This window comes from Vibrio spartinae (assembly GCF_024347135.1).
GTDB classification, from domain to species: Bacteria; Pseudomonadota; Gammaproteobacteria; order Enterobacterales; family Vibrionaceae; genus Vibrio; species Vibrio spartinae.
In genome coordinates this window covers 3,886,007-3,903,445 of record NZ_AP024907.1, presented here as the reverse complement: position 1 = coordinate 3,903,445, position 17,439 = coordinate 3,886,007, and the positions used below count along the sequence as shown (strand labels likewise).

The 17,439-nt window shown below is 48.9% G+C and carries 15 protein-coding genes; 11 read left to right on the top strand and 4 right to left on the bottom strand.

The genetic code is table 11. From position 1 onward, the window contains the following. Position 1 precedes the first annotated feature (1 nt). Both OCU60_RS17335 and OCU60_RS17330 read left to right on the top strand, forming a co-directional pair. Positions 2–7,399, top strand: coding sequence for an RHS repeat-associated core domain-containing protein (locus OCU60_RS17335; protein WP_159439493.1), 7,398 nt, complete (start codon positions 2–4; stop codon positions 7,397–7,399). A 118-nt stretch (positions 7,400–7,517) separates the two neighbouring features. Next, positions 7,518–7,877, top strand: coding sequence for a hypothetical protein (locus tag OCU60_RS17330; RefSeq protein ID WP_139302155.1), 360 nt, complete (start codon positions 7,518–7,520; stop codon positions 7,875–7,877). Positions 7,878–7,984: 107 nt separating this feature from the next. Here OCU60_RS17330 and OCU60_RS17325 read toward each other — a convergent pair whose 3' ends face one another. The 4 genes from OCU60_RS17325 to OCU60_RS17310 all read right to left on the bottom strand — a co-directional run bounded on the left by OCU60_RS17325 (position 7,985) and on the right by OCU60_RS17310 (position 9,709). Continuing rightward, positions 7,985–8,413 carry a hypothetical protein gene (locus OCU60_RS17325; RefSeq protein ID WP_235862231.1) on the bottom strand — a complete coding sequence of 143 codons (429 nt, stop codon included), beginning with the start codon at positions 8,411–8,413 and terminating at the stop codon, positions 7,985–7,987. After that, on the bottom strand, positions 8,413–8,628 hold the full coding sequence (yidD, locus tag OCU60_RS17320) for a membrane protein insertion efficiency factor YidD (RefSeq protein WP_083602751.1): 216 nt from the start codon (positions 8,626–8,628) through the stop codon (positions 8,413–8,415). Before yidD ends, OCU60_RS17325 begins: the two co-directional genes overlap by 1 nt. Before the next feature lie 10 nt (positions 8,629–8,638). After that, entirely contained in the window at positions 8,639–8,854 is a 216-nt protein-coding gene (locus OCU60_RS17315) for a DUF4177 domain-containing protein (protein ID WP_074374640.1), read from the bottom strand. Positions 8,855–9,058: 204 nt separating this feature from the next. Continuing rightward, on the bottom strand, positions 9,059–9,709 hold the full coding sequence (locus OCU60_RS17310; protein ID WP_074374761.1) for an NAD-dependent epimerase/dehydratase family protein: 651 nt from the start codon (positions 9,707–9,709) through the stop codon (positions 9,059–9,061). A 298-nt stretch (positions 9,710–10,007) separates the two neighbouring features. On the opposite strand from OCU60_RS17310, the gene OCU60_RS17305 reads away from it, so the two are divergent. The 9 genes from OCU60_RS17305 to OCU60_RS17265 all read left to right on the top strand — a co-directional run bounded on the left by OCU60_RS17305 (position 10,008) and on the right by OCU60_RS17265 (position 17,438). Further along, positions 10,008–10,598: a DUF4255 domain-containing protein gene (locus OCU60_RS17305; RefSeq protein ID WP_205410534.1), complete on the top strand. Its 591-nt coding sequence runs from the start codon at positions 10,008–10,010 to the stop codon at positions 10,596–10,598. After that, positions 10,598–11,446, top strand: a complete 849-nt coding sequence (locus OCU60_RS17300) for a hypothetical protein (RefSeq protein ID WP_074374642.1) — start codon at positions 10,598–10,600, stop codon at positions 11,444–11,446. The genes OCU60_RS17305 and OCU60_RS17300 overlap by 1 nt, the downstream gene beginning before the upstream one ends. Before the next feature lie 236 nt (positions 11,447–11,682). Continuing rightward, the gene (locus tag OCU60_RS17295) at positions 11,683–13,263 is read left to right on the top strand and encodes a phage tail sheath family protein (protein WP_162841958.1); all 1,581 of its coding nucleotides are present in this window, start codon (positions 11,683–11,685) and stop codon (positions 13,261–13,263) included. 122 nt (positions 13,264–13,385) lie between these two features. After that, entirely contained in the window at positions 13,386–13,850 is a 465-nt protein-coding gene (locus tag OCU60_RS17290; RefSeq protein ID WP_059123109.1) for a phage tail protein, read from the top strand. A 41-nt stretch (positions 13,851–13,891) separates the two neighbouring features. Then, positions 13,892–14,368: a phage tail protein gene (locus OCU60_RS17285; RefSeq protein ID WP_074374643.1), complete on the top strand. Its 477-nt coding sequence runs from the start codon at positions 13,892–13,894 to the stop codon at positions 14,366–14,368. Positions 14,369–14,379: 11 nt separating this feature from the next. Then, a complete protein-coding gene (locus tag OCU60_RS17280; protein ID WP_159439494.1) occupies positions 14,380–14,550 on the top strand; it encodes a DUF5908 family protein in 171 nt (56 codons plus the stop codon). A gap of 42 nt (positions 14,551–14,592) precedes the next feature. After that, on the top strand, positions 14,593–15,264 hold the full coding sequence (locus OCU60_RS17275; RefSeq protein WP_205410535.1) for a CIS tube protein: 672 nt from the start codon (positions 14,593–14,595) through the stop codon (positions 15,262–15,264). Further along, positions 15,264–17,051 (top strand): type VI secretion system tip protein VgrG, encoded by a 1,788-nt coding sequence (gene vgrG / locus OCU60_RS17270; RefSeq protein WP_074374644.1) that lies wholly within the window; start codon positions 15,264–15,266, stop codon positions 17,049–17,051. Before OCU60_RS17275 ends, vgrG begins: the two co-directional genes overlap by 1 nt. 87 nt (positions 17,052–17,138) lie before the next feature. Beyond that, positions 17,139–17,438, top strand: coding sequence for a PAAR domain-containing protein (locus OCU60_RS17265; RefSeq protein WP_059123105.1), 300 nt, complete (start codon positions 17,139–17,141; stop codon positions 17,436–17,438). The last annotated feature ends 1 nt before the right edge of the window (position 17,439 follow it).

Below are 17,439 nucleotides of genomic sequence, written 5' to 3'. Positions count from 1 at the left end.
TATGAATAAACGGATTGGCCTCTTGTTAGGTCTGGGTCTTTTTGTGTCTGCGTCATATGCACAATCTGCCGCTATCACTGAAACAGTCGGTACTTTGCCGGGAGAACTCAGTGTTCATCAAGGGATGGCGACTTATCAGATTCCGATTGAACTGCCGGAAGGTCGTGGCGGGAATACGCCACAGTTGGCGATTCAGTATTCCAGTCAGGGGGCAACGAATTCAGCATTTGGCGTCGGTTTTGATATTGCCGGCCTCTCCGCAATTTATCGCTGTGGCAGTCAGGTATTTACCGATCATCAATTTCGTCCGGTTGAAAACAGCAGTCAGGATAATTTTTGTATGGATGGCAATCGGCTCATTATTGCCGATGGTGTCCGTGGTGAAGATGGTTCGGTCTATTTTTTACAGCAGGATGATTTTACGCGTGTTTCATTGAGCGGTGATGCATTCGCGTCAGACAGCTATTTTACTTCCCAGAGTAAGAGCGGTGAACGGATGACGTATCGTTATCATCCGCAAAGTCGTTCTTGGTTACTGAGTGAAGTGACCAATCCATCGCGCAAGAATCCAATTAAATACAGTTATACGACGCACGGCACGATAGCCCGGGTTGATTATGATATTTACGCTCTGGTGTTTGTTTATCAACCGATGGCCAATCCGCAATTCAAACTGTCTCGGTTCAATCAAGATGGCGAAACTGCTCAGTCCGCGGAGCGATTATCCCGGATTGAGCTGAAAACCAGCGGGCAGTTGGCTAATTATTATCAGTTCACCTATCAAGCCACGACCGGCGAGCAAAGCTCTTCAATTGATACGCATACCGTGCGTGCGATTCAATATTGTGATCAGCATCATTTGTGTTTACCCAAGACGCAATTCAATTGGCATTCCATCCCTAAGCCGAGTCAGTCGGCGGTATATTTTAACCGGCAGGTTGTCAGTACCACTGTGGGTAAATGGGGGAATAACAGTATTCCCGCGTCTTGGAAGAATAAACCGCGGTCATGGTGGATTGACCTGAATGGCGATGGTGAGCTTGATCTGTGTAAAACCGCCACCGGTGGTCTTCACTGTCATTTCAGTGTTGCCGGTGAAAACAGAACCATGGCATATCCGCTGACAAAATGGGGGGACAGTGATGCCCATTGGTGGTTGGATCTCAATGGTAACAATAAAAGTGAATTTTGCCGTAATGATAATGATCAGCTGGTGTGTACGGAATTCTCCCTGAATGGCCAACAGACTTCTGAAACTTATCCGTTACCACCGCTTGGCAAAAAAGAGAACCGTTGGTGGATCGATACCAATGGCGACGGCAGTCCTGAATTCTGCCGTCGCATCGATGATGATTTGGTTTGTAGTCAACTGAAGCGGGCAAGCGCAGCAGCGCAAGCCATTATCTCAGACCAAGAAAGTACCGCGCAAGAAAGTACAACGGATGCATGGCAGGAGACTGTGCGCCTGAATCATCTGGTTTGGGATACAGCGAGTGACATCGATTGGGTTGACCTTGATGGCAACGGAAGTATGGATTTCTGTCGCATCAGTGGCAATATTGTCAAGTGCACGCTATGGAATGCCAGCGAGGTGAAAGGTGAGCGAGTACGGGTGTTCTCGTTGGCCGATATTGGTAACAAAGATAAACGCTGGTGGGTCGATATCAATGGCGACGGAGCCACTGATCTGTGCCGGGCAACCAAGAATAACGCCGGTCAGGAGAAGAATCTGACCTGTTCTTATGGCTCTCACGGCAAAGTTTCCGGCCTGAAGAATGATCTGGTTTTGGTCGGAGGACCGGACTGGAACGGAAACTGGGGAGATGCCAATAAACGCTGGTGGCAGGATCTGAATCAAGATGGGGTGATTGATTTCTGTCGGGGCAGTGGCTCTCAGGTTTTTTGTACCAATATCAATCGAGAGAACTATCAGTTTAAAGTTGATACTTGGGGAAGCACTCAGCGCTGGTGGCAGGATCTGAATCAGGATGGTCAACTCGATTACTGTCACGATAAAGGGGGTGAGTTGATCTGTAAGACCGCGGAAAATCTCGTCAATCGGGCTTTACTGTTGTCTCAAGTGACCAACGGGCTTGGTCATTCATCACGTGTATGGTTTGGTGCTTACGGGCAACATACGGATCGAGGCACAATTTCTCCCGTGGTATTACCCAAACAGAATCTGTCTTTTGCTCATCCGGTTGCTTATCGGCTGGACAGTGATAATGGCAGTGGGACCACGAGTTATGTGTTCCAATATGGGCCATACAGCTATGATACCCAAGGCGAAGGCTCGGGTGGTTTTCAGTGGCTGAAACAACGCGAATTCGTCAATGGAGAAAACTACCGCAACCGATATATCGAGTTTTACACGGCCTTCCCTTATAGCCAGTACCAGAAGCATCGTCGAGAATTTTTAGGCAATGATGACACGCTGGATGAAAACTGTCGTACTTGTCATGACACGAATTTCTGGAACTTCCGTCATCTGACGCTATTGAATGAATCTGATGCTGTCTATCAGCATCAATCGGTGACGCGTCAGGGATGGGCGCGACCAAAATCTCAAGCCCAAATTCAGCAGTCAGTCGAAGCGCTCGCTCAGCGGTATGAATTGATCGAATACCAAGATAAAACTTATGCTAAAAAACCGGATAAGGCATTGCTGATTCCGGGGCCGGTAATTATCTCGATCATTCAACCGAGTCATCAATATTATCTGGTCGAAAACCGAGAGGCAGTTCCGGAACTGGCGCAGGGGTCACAGGCGGTTTTATCCCCGGTTGATGACGCGCTGCAACAAAAACTGGCGATGCAGCAGAAAACGGTCACCACTCAGATTATTGCCCACGAACAGTATCAGCAGTTGGTGAGTAACACGCCACAGGTAACCCGTCATTCGAGTTATCAGGTTTATATCCAACAACAGACGGATAAAAGCTATGATCTGGATAAAAACCTACTGATGACCACGACGGTCAGTCATGAGCAAATTGATGATTATGGTAACATCGGAAAAACGACAACGGTGACACAGGGGCTTAACCCAGTGACCGGTGCCACTGATACTTACCGTAAAATTGTTGAAAATCAGTTCAGCAATCATGCTGCTTCTTGGTTGCTGGGGTTACTGACCCGCTCACAGACGACCAATATTCATACCGATGGTAGCCGAGTCAGCCATGTTGCCGAATTTAGTTATGATCCGGTGACCGGGAAAGTCGTGAAGGAAGTGCGCGATCCCGGTGATGCGCTGGCTGTGACGAAAACCTACCGCTATAACAGCGACGGTTTGGTTGCATCAGAGACGATTGCTGCACAACAAAATGGCGCACAGGTTCGTCAACAATCGCAGCATACCCTGACGTATGCACAACATCTGACGACAGCAACCAACACCAATCCATTAGGGCATCAAAGCCGTACTGTCAGAGACCGCTTGCTCGGTGTTATGACCAACTGGGATCCGAACGGACTTGAGTCGCGGGTCTATCTTGATGGTTTAGGACGGCGGACCGAGTCTTGGCAACAGGCTGAGACCAGCTTTATCAAAACACAATATCGCTATCTGCCGGCATCCGATAACCGCTGTGGTATCAAACCGTCTGATGCGGTTTATTGTGTGGTCTCTGAGACCCCGGGACGCGCAACCCAAGTCGCGTTTTACGACAAGTTGCAGCGCAAGGTGCGCGATGCGCACCGAGCTCTGAACGGTAAATGGGTACTGGTCAATCATCAGTATACGCCGTTGGGGCAGGTGAGTTCCGTCACCCGTCCTTACTATGCCGGTGATGTACCACAGTATACGTATACCCGTTATGATCGGTTGGGCCGTATCCATACCGTTTCTCAGCCGGGCCCGGCAGGGAAAGACCTGAGTTGGGTGTCTTACCAGTACCAGCCATTTGTCACCACAAAAATTGATGCTAAGGGAAGAAAAGAGTCAACCTACCTTAACGTGATGGGCTGGGAGATTCAGAAACTGGAACCGGCCGGCGGGAGTCTCACCAAGGAATATTACGCGGATGGGAAGTTGAAATTCGTGATTAGTTCTGCCGGCAATATGACTGAGTCCCGCTACAACGCGCAGGGCAAAGAAATCTATCGCAGTGATCCGGATTTAGGCACTCGGACGTATGTCTACGATGGGTTTGGCAACCTGTTGCGTCAGACCGATGCTAAAGGCCAGCAGACGACAATGACGTATGATGCGCTTGGCCGGATGACCGAGAGCAACGAAGAGACGATCACAGCGACGGCTGAAGGCAAACAAAAACAGATCCGGACGACCCAATGGCATTATGACACGGTGTCAACGGCAACCGGTACCCGTCAATGGATCGGGGCATTGCTGCAAAGTGAAGTCAAAGGCGAGCTGATTAAGAATTTTTATGTTGATGCTGTCGGCAGAGCGAGCAAAGAAGAGCTGATTACCGACGAGCAGACACTCACTCGTCAGTTTGAATATAACAACTTTGGTCAGTTGATTGCTGAGCATCGGCCGAACCAGTTCACGCTTAACTATCAGCGTGATGCGCAAACCGGAATTAATACCGAGATTTGGGGCGATATCAGTCAGGCACAGATCCACTTTAGTGCCGAAGAATATGATCGCGTGATTAAGCCCTTGATCGATCAAGCGCTCGCTCGGGCAGGGGATTATCTGCGCAAAGCCAAAGAACTCAGCAGACAGCAACATTTCTATCAGGCCCGCAAAGAAGAATATCAGGCACTGAAAGACCATGTCATTTCAGCCGATGGTGTTGCAGAGAATGAGCGGTTTGCGCAGCAAATGTATGCTGAGCTTCATGGTCGTGCTCTGGAAGCATTTTATGATGAAAATGGCGAACGCTATTTTAAAGTGCCGAGCCGGACGGTGCTGATCAATCCACCGGTCACGATTACCGTGGTGCAGCAACCTAAATTCCACCTCAAGCTGGAGGGCAATCTATTACGTAAAGTGAGTCTGGCGGAATGGGCAAGTGTTCAGTCTGGTTTAACCGCTGCCAATCAAATTGCTTATTACGGTCACTATGCTGACAACAATCGTGGCGGGTTGGTGACTTTCACATTAGATAGAGACGATCCATTATACGACCAGCGCGTCCGGGAGATGTTCAGTCGTCTGACGGTACTGGCTGATGATGTCGGTCGCCTCGAATATGTTGCGGATCACACCCATCGCAAAGCAACCAGCTACATACAGGCGGCTAACCAACTGGTTCAACTGGTGAAACAGGTCAAGCTGGTTTCACAACGGTACCGGAATTTAGGGGAAGAAAGCGGCACCGAGTCACTCCTGTTACAGGCACTGAAAGATGACAGCCCGGCTCAAGGCAGGCTCAGCTACTGGAAGCTCAGTGATCTTGATGCTGAAGGCCGCATTGCTGCGGAAATCTATGGCAATGGTCTGACCAACCAGTACGACTATCAGGAAGATAGCGGTCAGTTACTCAATATCACCACGCTTCAGGGCAGTCAGACTATTCGATCTCTGCACTATACCTATGACCGGATGGATAACGTCACGTCGCGTTATGATGCCATCAATAATATCCGGGAAGAATATTATTATGACCAGTTGGATCGCCTGACCACCAATCGTCTCACCGGTACCAACCATCAACATCAGGATAATCCGTTGTTCAATCGGGATTATACGGTCAGGTATAACGCTGAGGGTAATATCACCTATAAATCCGATGTTGGTCGTTACTTCTATGCCGATCCCGATCATGCGCACGCGGTGACGCGTGCCGGAAACAAGACGTATGCATATGATGCCAACGGCAATATGGTCTCCGGTGGCGGGCGAGAGATAGACTGGAACGGCTTCAACAAACCTGAGCGGATAACCTCGGGTGAGCAGTGGGTTGCGTTCAAATACGATCCGGCCCGTCAGCGCTACTTGAAACAGAATCAGCAAGGTGAAAAAACCTGGTATCTGGGCAAAGTGTATGAACGCGTTGAAAATGCGGACGGTAATACGCAGCATAAACAGTTTATTTATGTGGCTGGCCGTCTCGTTGCCCTCAATGTTGATGTCACTAAAACCGATGGCGAAGGTCATGCGGCCTCGGTTGACCGGCAGATCCGCTATAGCCACAGCGATGCACTGCATTCAATCGATCTGGTGACCGATATGTGGGGGAATGTGGTTGAGCGCAGAAACTACGATGCCTGGGGTAAAGTCCGACCATTCGCATGGCAGCAAGACTCACAAAATGTCCCGCAGGCCTTGATGCAAAATCGGGGGTATACCGGGCATGAACAGATCGAAGAAGTCGGCCTGATTCATATGAATGCGCGGGTCTACGATGCCACGCTGGCTCGCTTTCTGAGTGCCGACACCTATATTCAGGCTCCCGATCACAGTCAGTCCTATAACCGCTATAGCTATGTGATGAATAACCCGATGAAGTATTACGATCCATCGGGACATTTCTGGAAAAGGATCAGAAAGGCAATTAGTCGAGGCATAAAGAAAGTCACCCGAGAAATCTTTAAAGGGGTGGCCAAGGTCAAGTATCTGAACACGGTCTTACAGACTGCGGCCTGTGTCATCGGCGGCCCGGCCGGATGTGCCGGTTATGCAGCGGCATCGACTTTGGGGAATACCGGCTCATATAGTGATGCATTCCGTGCTGGCGCGTTCTCATATGCCGGCGCAAGAATTTATGGGGTTGGCAATCCGTTAAGCTCAGTCAGAGGGACGGTTTCCTTTGTGACCTCCGCCACGTTAAGCCGTGAGCAGTCTACGGTGGTGAATTTCGCCTTATATGGGCTGGGCGGCAGTTTCGGCCAGGTTGCTGCGAATGCGGTGGTGGAGGCGAAAAACTATTACTGGAAAACGCGAGTCGAGCACTATGCGGATAAACTCGGCCTGAGTCTGTATGAGGCGAATGTCTTACTGCAACTGAATTCGGAGTTGGGGTTATCTGTCGCGGGCGATACGGTAAAAATCGATGACAAAGGTGTCCAGATTTATGGGTTTACCACCCGGAACAAACATGGCATGTGGGGCGTGCTCTGGGATATAAACGACACCATCCTTGGCTACCAAGGGGAAATCGATGCCGTTGGGCGGAGCTTTATTCGTCAGGCTGAAGGACGACGAATCGAGATTGGTCATAGCCTTGGAGCTTTGCGTTCAACCAACCTCGTGCGTCGCGGATACGCATCAAGTGCTCATGTATATGCGCTGCCTGCGACCAATATCGGCGGGCCGGGAGTGACCGTGACCAACGGAATGCATGACGGGGTCAGCGGTGGCATGCTCGGAGGACTTTTTAACCCCGGTTCTCTGATTTCCAGCCCTTACAGTCAGTTCGGTTTTTATCCACCGATCTTTAGGCTGGATAAAAATCACCCTTACTGTTCCGCTTATGGAAAATGCTAACCCGAATGAATCTCTCGACGGTATGCCAGCGCGTACCGTCATCACACATGATGAAGTTTTGTAAAACCGGCCCAGCAGACATGCGACACAGTGGCCACTGATGATAAAGCAAGGAACTATGATGAAATTACCAAAAACACTATTGCTCGGCGGTCTGCTGCTCTCTTCGACCGCATTTGCCGGCGCTTGGACGGAGCCATTAACGGTTAAAGATGTGTCTGTGAGTGCTTCCGAAGGCAGATTTTCTGGTGCAGCTCAGCTTCGGGTAACCTTTGATAAGCCTCCGGTCACCTCGGTATGTGCCGCAACCGAGAAGCTGGCGGTCTATGATACCGGAGATATCAATGCTTGGATGCAGACGTGGTCTTCGATGTTACTCACGGCACAAGCTCAGAATAAGAAAGTGCAGATCTACACGTATCTCTGTCGTGCTAACAACGTTCCGCTACTTTATGGTGTTCGAGTGATAAACCAGTAATTCGTTGACTATCTTTCTTGGAAAAAAGCTTTGAGTCAGCGACTTGAAGCTTTTTTATTGTTGATGAAGCTGCGAACCAGAGCAAATCTGTTGCAGCGATTCATTGGTCATTTTGACTTGTGATCAGGTAAACGCGTATTGGCTATCTGCTCGTAGAGTTCTCTGGATATCGCTTCGTTATACTGACGGACAATTTTCTGGGAGAGGAATAGTTGGGGGAGTTCGTAGCCACATAACGCAATCAAAATCACAATGCCTAGCCCGTTACCACCGAGAATAAAACTCAAGATAGCAATAATCAGCAGTATCAGCTCCGCGAAAAACCGTTTATACCTGCCAAGATACAGATGGTGAACGCCACCGAGAAAGAAATAGTTGAGTACCGCGTAATTATCGGGGTCTTTGATGAGCTTTGACTGCTCATGATAAAAGGCTTTTCTTTCGGCATCAGACAGCGCGTTGATCTGTTCTCGCAGTTGTTCTTCTCTGGCTTCGAGTTGTTCCTGGGGCTCAAGCCAGTTCATCAGGGAACTCATTAGGGCACCTCGTCATAAATTTTTTCGACCAAATCCGGCTGATTACAACGTCTGATGCGGGCAAGTCCGAGTTGCCACCCTTTGAGCGCACCGTACTTCTCAATGCATTGTTTGGTGTATTCCGAGCAGGTTGGTTCGAAGTTACATTCAATATTCAGCAACTGTTTAGAACCGCCTTTACGTTGGTAAAGGCGGATCAAACGAAGAGACATCATCTTCAGCAAATCAACGACCTAAAGTCAGCAGGATCGCTTCACGTTTCCAGAACAGCATAAAACGTTTTTGTTCAATCACCTGAAAGACGACTTGCCAGCCATCGGCGGCATACATGTTCAGATCTGCTTCCATTTTTTGCACAGGCAAACCACTTGAACCAAGCAAGATTGTACCGCAACCCCCTTCCACGATATGAACCACTTTATATTCTTTATATTGAGTCATGTTGATTATCAACCTATTTTATTGAAAACAGAATATTATCTAAAATTGATTGTTTCATCAACGAATAACATTATGATTTATATAATTTTATAAGGTCTATTTTCTTTAAATATGACTTGGTTGCCACATTTTGATGGTGTTCTATTGCATTTTATTTCAGCTTCAGAGTCATCAACATATTACCATTCTGAATAGGACGGTATTTCAGGCCATCTGCATCTCACCGGAACGTAAAATAATAGTCTGGCTGGCTGTGGGGACGTGACTTAACAATGCCCGGGCAACTTTTTGTGCCTCAATCGGGCGATAGTCTCGTGGAATGAGCGGCCTGACCGCTTGACTGACATATTTTGTGAGCGTTTCACTCAGACGGACCGATTGTCCTAACGTTTGCCGATCTCCCAGAAGCATGGACGGGCGGGCAATGACCAAACCGTCAGGGGACAGCGCGGTTAAAGCTTGTTCCAGCTCGCCTTTAACGCGATTGTAGAAAAAACGTGACTTTGGATTGGCCGCCATGGCACTGACCACTCCGATTCGTTGGGCGCCGGCAGCAAGTGCCGCTTGCGCGACTGCTAAATTGATCGCCAAATCAACCGCCCGAAATGCAGCACGGCTGCCAGCTTGATGCATGGTGGTTCCGACTGCCAGATACACTTCATCGATTGCTGGCAAGGGAGGAATCAATTGAAAATCGACCTGATGTTCCAAGAGTTTTGGGTGACTGACTTTCACGGGGCGACGACAAAGCACATGAACTTCTCCGATTGACGGATCATCGAGTGCGGTGCGTAACAGTGCATTGCCAACCAGACCCGATGCCCCTGCGATCGCTATATGCCGTTGGCCTGTCATCAGTATCTCCTTTGTTGTGACATCTGTTTCAGCCAGAAACGTAGAGCCTGTAAAGTTCTGAACCTGAGTGTAGAAGTAATCAACACATGCTTCCATTGGCTGATAGTGCTGTAGCAAAAAAATGAACGCAAATTTGAAAAAACGTAGCACTGTGCTAGGTTTCATAAATGAAGTTGATACATTGATTCTTCGTCGATTTCAGTGTTCTGACGCTTAGATGTTTTCACCTCAATCGGCATATTATTGAAGCACATTCTTGGAGGACATGTCGTCATGATTATGTGATGAACTCTCCATCTTGAATAAGGATGTTCAAGTGATTGATGAAGCATTGAACTATGTCCGGACGGTCTTAAGCCGACAATTGAGCCATCAATTTGGTGTTGATGGTGAGCCGGCAATTTTGAATCATCTGGTGGAATCCGGCGGGTCGGTACCTCTCAGTAATCAGAATAAAATGGTGCTGACACTCATCAATCTTGAGCATGAAACCGCAAAGCAGTTTTATGGTGGGACGCGCCCCGATTATTCGACCAAGACCGCTCAGCAAGTACAGCCGGCTATCCGCTTTAATCTCGATATCCTGATAACCGCACATTTTGATGTATATAGTGAAGCGCTCAAATTTCTATCGGCAACAATCGCTTTCTTTCAAGCACATCCCACCATGACCTCGCAATTATTTCCTGACATGCCGTCATCTCTGGACCAACTTCAGTTTGAAATTGAAAACTCTCCCTACGAACGAACCCATAACCTATGGAGTGCCCTCGGCGCCAAATATCAGCCTTCAATTATTTATAAGGTTCGCCATGTGACGGTTCAGGCCGATCAAATTTCAGGTGAAGTCGCTCGTATTCAGCAAACAGCCAATGAGGCGAAACCCTGATGTTTATGCTTTTCTCGCTGCGACTTCAACATCAGTATTTCCGCCAAGCTCAGTGGCTGGGTACGCGGTTGATTCCGGATACTCAAACTCGTGGCTGGATGTCTCGTTTTCAGTTGCAATTGAGGTCCAACCTCAATTGTTGGTCGTTGTATGGATTTGCGCTATCGGGACGATCTGCCGTTTTAGACGGGTTAACACTGTTGAGCGACGGCCAGCCGTTACGGTTCTGGATCTGCCAGCCGCTGGACAACTTTGTCCTGCTGACCGCGTTACCGACAAACTGGCAGGGACTGTTGCATTACGATAACCGACAGATTGTTACTGACCATCAAAATATTGTTACTGACCATCAAAATCATGAAGTACAGCCGGATTCGGTCAGTCTTGTGATGGGACATGTGCCTTTTGACCATGCTCCGGATGGTGCCGTGGCTGAAGTCCTGTTTTATCCAGAGGCGCTGACCAAGTATGCGCACTATACGATTTCATTACAGAGCCGAACTTCTCGCTGGGAATATCGAATGGTTCAACAAGGCCAGTTGAAACTGCATCAGCCACAGGTGGTTGATGAATCCGGGGAGTTCAAGTTTCCGGCACCAACCCGCTATGAGACAGCAACCGGAGAATCGGGGTGGCGGATGAGTAGCGGTTCACAGCGTTTGCCGCTGGCTCAGGTACCGGAACAACGATTTAAACTGATCGACAAACAGGTGATTGATGCTCAGACAGGTCAATCGATTCAACGGACGATTCTGTCGGCTTTACCGACCCCGGGCACCGATCAGTTTCACGTGGAACAAGCGCAAGAGGAGGGGGATCTGGTTTCAGTCATGTATGTCTATCTTTGAGTCGTTTGTTGTTCGGGATGTCATCATCAGGTAACCCGTCAGGACAGGAAAACAGGTTGTTTTGATCAAAGTAACTGTATCTTTGGATACAGGTTTAACAGCAAAGGCGACAGTAGTATTTAGTTTCGACCGATGTTGGTGGTGCTCTCTTTACCGGATAAAGAATTGCTGTGCCGTTACGACAGCGTAGGAGAGCGGAAACATTTTCACTACATGAACGAAAGGCGAACCATGACATGATAACTTCCAATATAAAAACACCGGGAGTATACATTGATGAAGTCAATGCATTTCCGAATTCAGTGGTGCCGGTGGCAACTGCGGTACCTGCGTTTATTGGCTATACCCCGACCGCTGAATATCAGGGGAAATCTTATTATAACCGGCCGCAAAAAATCACATCGTTTGCTGAATTTCAAGCGATCTACATGAAGCCGAATCCTGCACCACCGGCCGACCCGTCATCTCAATACAGTCCCGAATACTATTTGGTTGAGCAAAAAGAACAGCCAGCCAAAGGGGACTACCTGATGATTAGCGGGAGCTATTATTCGATTGTCCCGGATCCGAATACCATTTATTACCTCTACAACAGCATTCGCCTGTTTTTTCAAAATGGTGGCGGAGACTGTTACATCGTTTCAGTGGGGACTTATGGTCAACCCAGTGGTAAACCGGGGGAGATCGGTACTCAGATTGTGAATCCGAATGTCCAGTTGGCCGATTTGAAACGGGGATTGGCATTGCTGAAAAATGAGCAGGAACCAACGATGTATATCTGTCCGGAAGCAACCCTGCTCTCCGTGGACAATAACGGTACCTTGATGCAAAACATGTTATTACAGGCGGAAGAGATGCAAACCGCAGTCTGTCTGTTTGACATCATTGGCGGCAACGCGCCTGATCCGATCATGTATACCAACGATATCGAAACATTTCGCAATAATACCGGCAGTAATGGACTGAAGTTTGGCGCTGCTTACTATCCGTTTATCGGCACGACGATTATGCAAAATGCCGATATCAACTTTACCAATCTGTTCGGTGGCGATACCAAACAGCTCGGTGCATTGCTCAATCCACCGGCTGCACCGAATGCTGCCGTTGAGAAAATTATTGGCATGATTGAGAAGCCGCCAGCCAATCCGCTGACTCATTCGCAACTGAATTCAGCACTGCTGAATGCGTCGAAAACCTACAGTCAAATCATCAAACATGTGTTGTCCGATGCCAATATATTACCGCCGAGTGGCGGCATGGCAGGCGTCTATACCGTCAATGACAATGAGAACGGTGTCTGGCACGCCCCGGCAAATACCAGCATTGTCGGTGCCGCCCATCTGCCGATTCGTCTGACTGATTCTCAGCAGGCAGATCTGAATGTGGATGCGGTTTCTGGCAAATCCATCAATGCGATTCGCTTTTTCAATGGTCAGGGGATTTTGGTGTGGGGGGCAAGAACGCTCGATGGCAATAGTCAGGACTGGCGCTACGTTTCCGTGCGTCGCACCATGACGTTCTTAGAGCAGTCGGTCAAATTAGCCGCCCGTGCCTATGTGTTTGAACCGAATACTGCCAATACGTGGGCTGCGGTGAAAAGTGAGATCGGTAGTTTTCTGACCAATATCTGGAAAGAAGGCGGTCTGCAAGGAGCCAAAGCATCCGATGCTTTTCAGGTCAGTTGCGGATTAGGTTCAACCATGACCGCAGAAGATATTCTCAATGGATTTTTAAAAGTGACGGTTCTTGTTGCGGTCGTTCGTCCGGCAGAATTTATTGTGATCACCTTTGAGCAGGAAATGGCGAAGTCTGGCTAAGCCACTTTGTCTTTGTACGACTGATGTCGGCTTCGGCAGACACGGTTGATGACTGAATGCTTGTGATTGAATCGATCGGTCAGTGAACCGATCGGGACTAAATAAATATAAGGGGAAATATCATGGCAGATGACGGCAGCAAAGAAGGCAGCACATGGCCCATGCCGAAATTCCGGTTCGAAGTTGATTTGGGCTCGGAACTCAAAGGTGTCGCATTTCAGGAAGTATCCGGGATGGATAAGGAAGTACAGGTCATTGAATATCGTCACAGTAACAGCACGTTATTCTCGACTATTAAAATGCCGGGTATCGCGAAATACAACAATGTCACCATGAAGCGAGGGGTATTTGTCAATGACAACAACTTCTGGAAGTGGATGGACGAAATCAAAATGAACACCATTAAACGGCGAACCGTGCTGATCAAACTGCTTGATGAGAATGGTGCGGTAACGATGCAGTGGCAACTGAATAATGCATGGCCGACCAAAATCACCGGGACTGACTTGAAATCGGATGCCAATGAAGTTGCGGTCGATACGCTGGAAATTGCGCATGAGCAATTGATTGTCACGAATGGTTCATAAAGAAAGCGTTCATGAGGAGATGAATACGGAATGGCACCACGATGACTGATTCCCTTCAGACCAGTTTTTATTTTCGGGTTTCTGTTCCCGGAACGAGCAGTAGTGATGCTGCCTTTCAGGAAGTGTCGGGGCTCAGCAAAGAACTGGGTACGGAAGATGTGGTATGCGGTGGAGAAAATCGATTTAAGTACCGACTTCCCACCGTCGCTACGTTTCAGAATCTGGTTTTAAAACGGGGGATCACTTCCGCGGAATCCTCACTGATTGATTGGGTGAAAGATACGCTGGATAACGGATTGGCGACTGCGATTCAAACCAAAGACATCAAAGTTCAGTTACTGAATGAAAACGGTGATGTCAGCATGAGCTGGAGTTTTGTTTGCGCCTATCCGGTGAAGTGGTCTGCCAGCGATCTGAAATCTCAGGAGGGCGAAGTGTTTATCGAAACACTGGAGTTTGCTTACCAATATTTCGAGATCGATGACAGCCGGGAATCACAGATAGGTTTATTTAGCTAAGGAGAATATCTATGCCAGTAGAAATACGAGAATTGGTCATCAAAACTGAGATTCAGAGCCAGCCGGAATCGAAACAGGACACCCTGAATGAACAGCAGTTGAACGCGCTGAAACAGCAAATCATTCAGGAGTGTCTGAAGCAGCTGCGCCACCGCGCCCGCAACTCGCCATTGGAACGGTGAAGCCAGCCAGATGAAGGAACCGGACAACACAGAGGCGGATGAATGAGTGGATTGAAGAAAATGCGGATAGTTGCCTACAGCGACGAAAAATTCTCTAGCAAAGCGGGGGAATACGTGGTGATGCTGAATCCGGAATCGCTCAAGATTGATCGGGGCGTAAATTATAACGATGAGCAGGCTCCCGATGCCGGGAAAAGCTCACCGAAATACCGCTCAACACCGGGAGAGCGGTTAAGTTTCGATCTGGTGATTGACTGTAGTGGTGTGGTGGATAGTTCCCGGACGAATATGCCGAAGGAAATCAAACAGCTCAAAAATGTTGTCTATGACTATCAGGGTAGTATTCACCGTCCTAACTATGTTGCGGTTTATTGGGGGCAGGGGTTGTCATTTAAAGGTGTCTTGACGGGCATGGATACCAGCTATACCTATTTCAAACCAGATGGTACAGCGCTGCGGGCTAAAATCTCTTTGCATTTTACTTCTTACCTCGACCCGGCTACCGCTGCGCAGGAAGAAGATAAACAGTCACCGGATCTGACGCATTTGGTGTCAGTCGTCGATGGCGACAGCCTACCGCAAATCAGCCAACAGGTTTATCGTCGTCCGAACCTCTATGTGCAGCTGGCAGCGTTTAACCAACTGGATAAATTTCGCCATCTCTCAGCCGGAAGCCAGATCGTGGTGCCGCCTTTAAAACGCGGAGGTGACTGATGAGCAGTGAATCAAATGGTGCGGTGGCGACCATGGAAATCACAGCCAATGGCAGTACCATCCCCGGTGATTATCAGGTGCATCGTATTCAGGTGCAGCAACATCTGAACCGCATTGGTCGGGCAACGTTAGAAATACTCGATGGTAACCCTTCTGCAGAAACCTTTCAGATCAGTGCATCGGATACGTTTGTCCCCGGAGCTGAGATCGTGATTAACCTCGGTTATGAAGGCACTAATAACAAAGTTTTCTCCGGTATTGTGACCAAGCAGTCACTCCATGTGAATCCGGGAGGGGGACCGATATTACAGGTTGAGTGTCGGGATAAGGCCATTCAGATGACCGTTGGGCGCAAGAGTTCAGCCTATCAGAATCAGACCGACAGCGACGTAATGTCAACGTTGATCGGACAATACAGCGGATTGAGTGCTGATGTGACCAGCACATCAGCAACGCAGCCTGAGTTGGTTCAATACTACACCAGTGACTGGGATTTTCTGCTGAGCCGGGCTGAGGTGAACAGCCTAGTCGTATCGACTGATAGTGGCAAAGTCTCGGTTTTCTCCCCGACGGCACAAACCAGCGCCGTTCTCACCGTGACTTATGGCGACAATCTCTACCACTTCAATGCACAGTTGGATGCGGTTACCCAACTGGCAAACGTCAAGTCTACGGCCTGGGATTATAAAAACCAAAAACTGGTCTCTGAGTCGGCCGGTAATAATCTGAGCGGACCGGGAAATCTCAGTAGTAAAACGTTATCGGACGTGATGGGGTTGACGGACTTTGAGTTACAGACCACGGCCGCAGTTGCTGAAGATAACCTGACTCAGTGGGCCAAAGCCCAGATGCTGAAAAGCGAACTGGCGAAAATTACCGGAGAAGTGCGTTTTCAGGGCGATGCCAGCGTCTCCGTCGGTCATTATCTGACCCTCGACGGTATGGGAAGTCGTTTTGACGGTGACCATTTTGTTTCTGGTGTTGAACACGACTATTCCGACGGGAACTGGTTTACCACGGCTGATGTCGGGCTTTCCCCTTTCTGGTTTGTGCAAGAGCATGACGTAATGGCTCCGCCGGCTGCCGGTCTGCTGCCGGGTATTGACGGGCTGTTCAATGCCACCGTGAAACAAATCGATCAGGATCCGGACAATGCTTATCGGGTGCTGATCGAGCTACCGTTATTCAATGATAACGGGAAAGGTTTGTGGGCGCGCCTGACGAATTTCTACGCCAGTAGCGGGTTTGGCGCGTTCTTTTTGCCGGAAATCGGGGATGAAGTCATGGTCGGTTTTCTCAATCAGGATCCGCGTTTTCCGGTCATTCTGGGCAGTGTGTACAGTGAGAACCGTAAACCATACAGCGAGCTGTCCCCAGATTCGGAGAACTCGAAGAAAGCGATTGTGACGAAAAGTGAGCTACGCATTGTGTTTGATGACCAGAATAGTGTCATGACGATTACCACCAAAAACAACAATGTCATCACGCTCAGTGATCAAGACCAGAAAATCTCGATTCAGGATCAGAACAGCAATTCACTGGTGATGTCCTCGGCCGGGATAGAGATGAAAAGCCCGGCCAGTATTACCATTCAGGCGGATCAGAATGTCACGATTAAAGGACAAACCGGAGTTGCTATCGAAGCATCGGCAGGGGATGTCAAAGTATCCGGGATGAACGTCAATGCCAGTGCTGATATGCAATTCAGCGCCAAAGGGAGTGCGACGGCAGAGGTTCAGGGAGGCGCAGAGCTGACGCTGAAAGGCGGTATTGTCATGATCAACTAATGGCCCGAAACAACGGTAGTTCTGATTAACGGATGGCACTGTTCAATCGTCATTCTCAAGAACAACATGATTCACAAGGAGTAAACCATGCCACCTGCAGCAAGATTGACGGATTTTCATCAATGCCCGATGGTGACCCCCGGTATTCCGCCGGTGCCTCATGTCGGTGGGCCAATCACCGGACCGGGATGTCCAACGGTCCTGATCGGCGGTCTGCCGGCTGCACGTATTGGTGACATGCTGGTGTGTGTCGGGCCACCGGATACGATTGTCGCGGGTTCAGCGACGGTTTTAATCGGTGGGATGCCGGCTGCCCGGATCGGTGATTCGACCGCGCATGGCGGCAGTATCGTGTTGGGCGATTTTACCGTGATGATCGGAGGCTAGT

Coding starts and splice junctions, on each gene's coding strand:
- OCU60_RS17335 (WP_159439493.1), top strand. CDS start 2: ATGAATAAACGGATTGGCCTCTTGTTAGGTCTGGGTCTTTTTGTGTCT.
- OCU60_RS17330 (WP_139302155.1), top strand. CDS start 7,518: ATGATGAAATTACCAAAAACACTATTGCTCGGCGGTCTGCTGCTCTCT.
- OCU60_RS17325 (WP_235862231.1), bottom strand. CDS start 8,413: ATGAGTTCCCTGATGAACTGGCTTGAGCCCCAGGAACAACTCGAAGCC.
- yidD (WP_083602751.1), bottom strand. CDS start 8,628: ATGATGTCTCTTCGTTTGATCCGCCTTTACCAACGTAAAGGCGGTTCT.
- OCU60_RS17315 (WP_074374640.1), bottom strand. CDS start 8,854: ATGACTCAATATAAAGAATATAAAGTGGTTCATATCGTGGAAGGGGGT.
- OCU60_RS17310 (WP_074374761.1), bottom strand. CDS start 9,709: ATGACAGGCCAACGGCATATAGCGATCGCAGGGGCATCGGGTCTGGTT.
- OCU60_RS17300 (WP_074374642.1), top strand. CDS start 10,598: ATGTTTATGCTTTTCTCGCTGCGACTTCAACATCAGTATTTCCGCCAA.
- OCU60_RS17295 (WP_162841958.1), top strand. CDS start 11,683: ATGATAACTTCCAATATAAAAACACCGGGAGTATACATTGATGAAGTC.
- OCU60_RS17290 (WP_059123109.1), top strand. CDS start 13,386: ATGGCAGATGACGGCAGCAAAGAAGGCAGCACATGGCCCATGCCGAAA.
- OCU60_RS17285 (WP_074374643.1), top strand. CDS start 13,892: ATGACTGATTCCCTTCAGACCAGTTTTTATTTTCGGGTTTCTGTTCCC.
- OCU60_RS17280 (WP_159439494.1), top strand. CDS start 14,380: ATGCCAGTAGAAATACGAGAATTGGTCATCAAAACTGAGATTCAGAGC.
- OCU60_RS17275 (WP_205410535.1), top strand. CDS start 14,593: ATGAGTGGATTGAAGAAAATGCGGATAGTTGCCTACAGCGACGAAAAA.
- vgrG (WP_074374644.1), top strand. CDS start 15,264: ATGAGCAGTGAATCAAATGGTGCGGTGGCGACCATGGAAATCACAGCC.
- OCU60_RS17265 (WP_059123105.1), top strand. CDS start 17,139: ATGCCACCTGCAGCAAGATTGACGGATTTTCATCAATGCCCGATGGTG.